The sequence below is a fragment of the Streptomyces sp. NPDC055078 genome, from assembly GCF_053607985.1.
The window spans coordinates 1-1,393 of sequence record NZ_JBSGUP010001105.1 but is presented as its reverse complement, the minus strand read 5'-3'; the positions used below and the strand labels follow the sequence as shown (position 1 = coordinate 1,393).

1 protein-coding gene is annotated in these 1,393 nt (G+C 73.0%); it reads left to right on the top strand.

What is annotated here, in order from left to right; translation table 11 throughout:
- The first annotated feature begins 275 nt into the window (after window positions 1-275).
- Window positions 276-1,166 carry an alpha/beta fold hydrolase gene (locus tag ACWF94_RS40495; protein WP_453500296.1) on the top strand — a complete coding sequence of 297 codons (891 nt, stop codon included), beginning with the start codon at window positions 276-278 and terminating at the stop codon, window positions 1,164-1,166.
- Window positions 1,167-1,393: the final 227 nt, after the last annotated feature.

Genomic DNA, 1,393 nt, shown 5'->3' with positions numbered 1-1,393 from the left:
ACCCTTGGGTGCCGGAGCCTGTCCTCCCCTGCGCTGACCCGGAGCCCCGAGCTCCCAGGGTCAATCCCCTCGGACCGTCTTCCCCGAGCGGCCCGCCTCCCGCAGAAGATCTCCCCTCGGCGACGGGAGTCAATCCTTGAGGGTGGTCACTCGAACGAGGGGTGTTGCACGCCAGAGCCATGCTTTCGAACGCAAGTTCGATAAGCTGGTGTGGTGATGCGACCGGTACGCGGCCGAGCAGGACGACCTGGGGGAGAGATGGGGGTGCCAGGCATATGGTGCGGCGCATCGATGTGACCGGAGCCGGTGGCGTACGCCTCGCTGCCTGGGAGTACGCCGACCCGCCGAAGGGCGGCGACCCCGGCGGCGACCCCGGCGGGAGCGCCGGACACGAGCGCGTACCGGGGGTTCTGCTGCTCCATGGGCTGATGGGCCGCGCCTCCCACTGGGCGCCCACGGCCCGGCGGCTGGCCGGACGGCACCGGGCGGTCGCGCTCGACCAGCGGGGCCACGGCCGCAGCGACAAGCCGTCCGAAGGGCCGTTCACGCGCGAGGCGTTCGTGGCCGACGTCGAGGCGGCGGTCGAACAGCTGGACCTCGCCCCGGTGACGCTGATCGGCCACTCCATGGGCGCGCTGACGGCCTGGCAGCTCGCGGCCAGGCGACCCGATCTGGTTCGGGCCCTGGTCATCTGCGATATGCGGGCCTCCGCGCTGGGGGCGGCATCGCAGCGGGTGTGGGAGGACTGGTTCCGCGCCTGGCCGGTCCCGTTCGCGACGCTGGCGGACGTCCGCAAGTGGTTCGGCGAGGACGACCCCTGGGTGGAGCGTCCGACCCCGGGTCGCGGCGAGTTCTACGCCGAGGTCATGGCGGAGCGCGCGGACGGCTGGCGGCCCGTCTTCTCCCGCCGCCAGATGCTCAGGTCGCGCGAGACCTGGATCCATGACGCCCACTGGGACGAGCTGGCCCAGGTCCGCTGCCCGACCCTGGTGGTCCGCGGCCTGGACGGCGAACTGGGCCGTGCCGAGGCCCAGGAGATGGTGCGGGTCCTCCCTCGCGGCGAGTACGCGGAGGTGGCGGACGCGGGGCATCTGGTGCACTACGACCAGCCGGAGAGCTGGCTCGCCGCGATTGAGCCGTTCTTGGACGGTGTACGGACGCCGTGACCATGCGATGCCATGCCCCGCGCGGGGCGTGGGCAGGCCGGGGCGCGTGTCCTCACCCGCCTCCGCTGAAGGCGGCACCCTCGGCGGGGCTCCGCCCCGCGCCCCGCGCCTCAATCGCCGGCGGGGCTGAAATACCAGGCGCTGGCGTGGCTGACATGGCTGCCTCCGCTGAAAGCGGGACCTTCGGCGTGGCTGAAATGGCCGCCCCCGCGCCGCCAGGCGGGGTC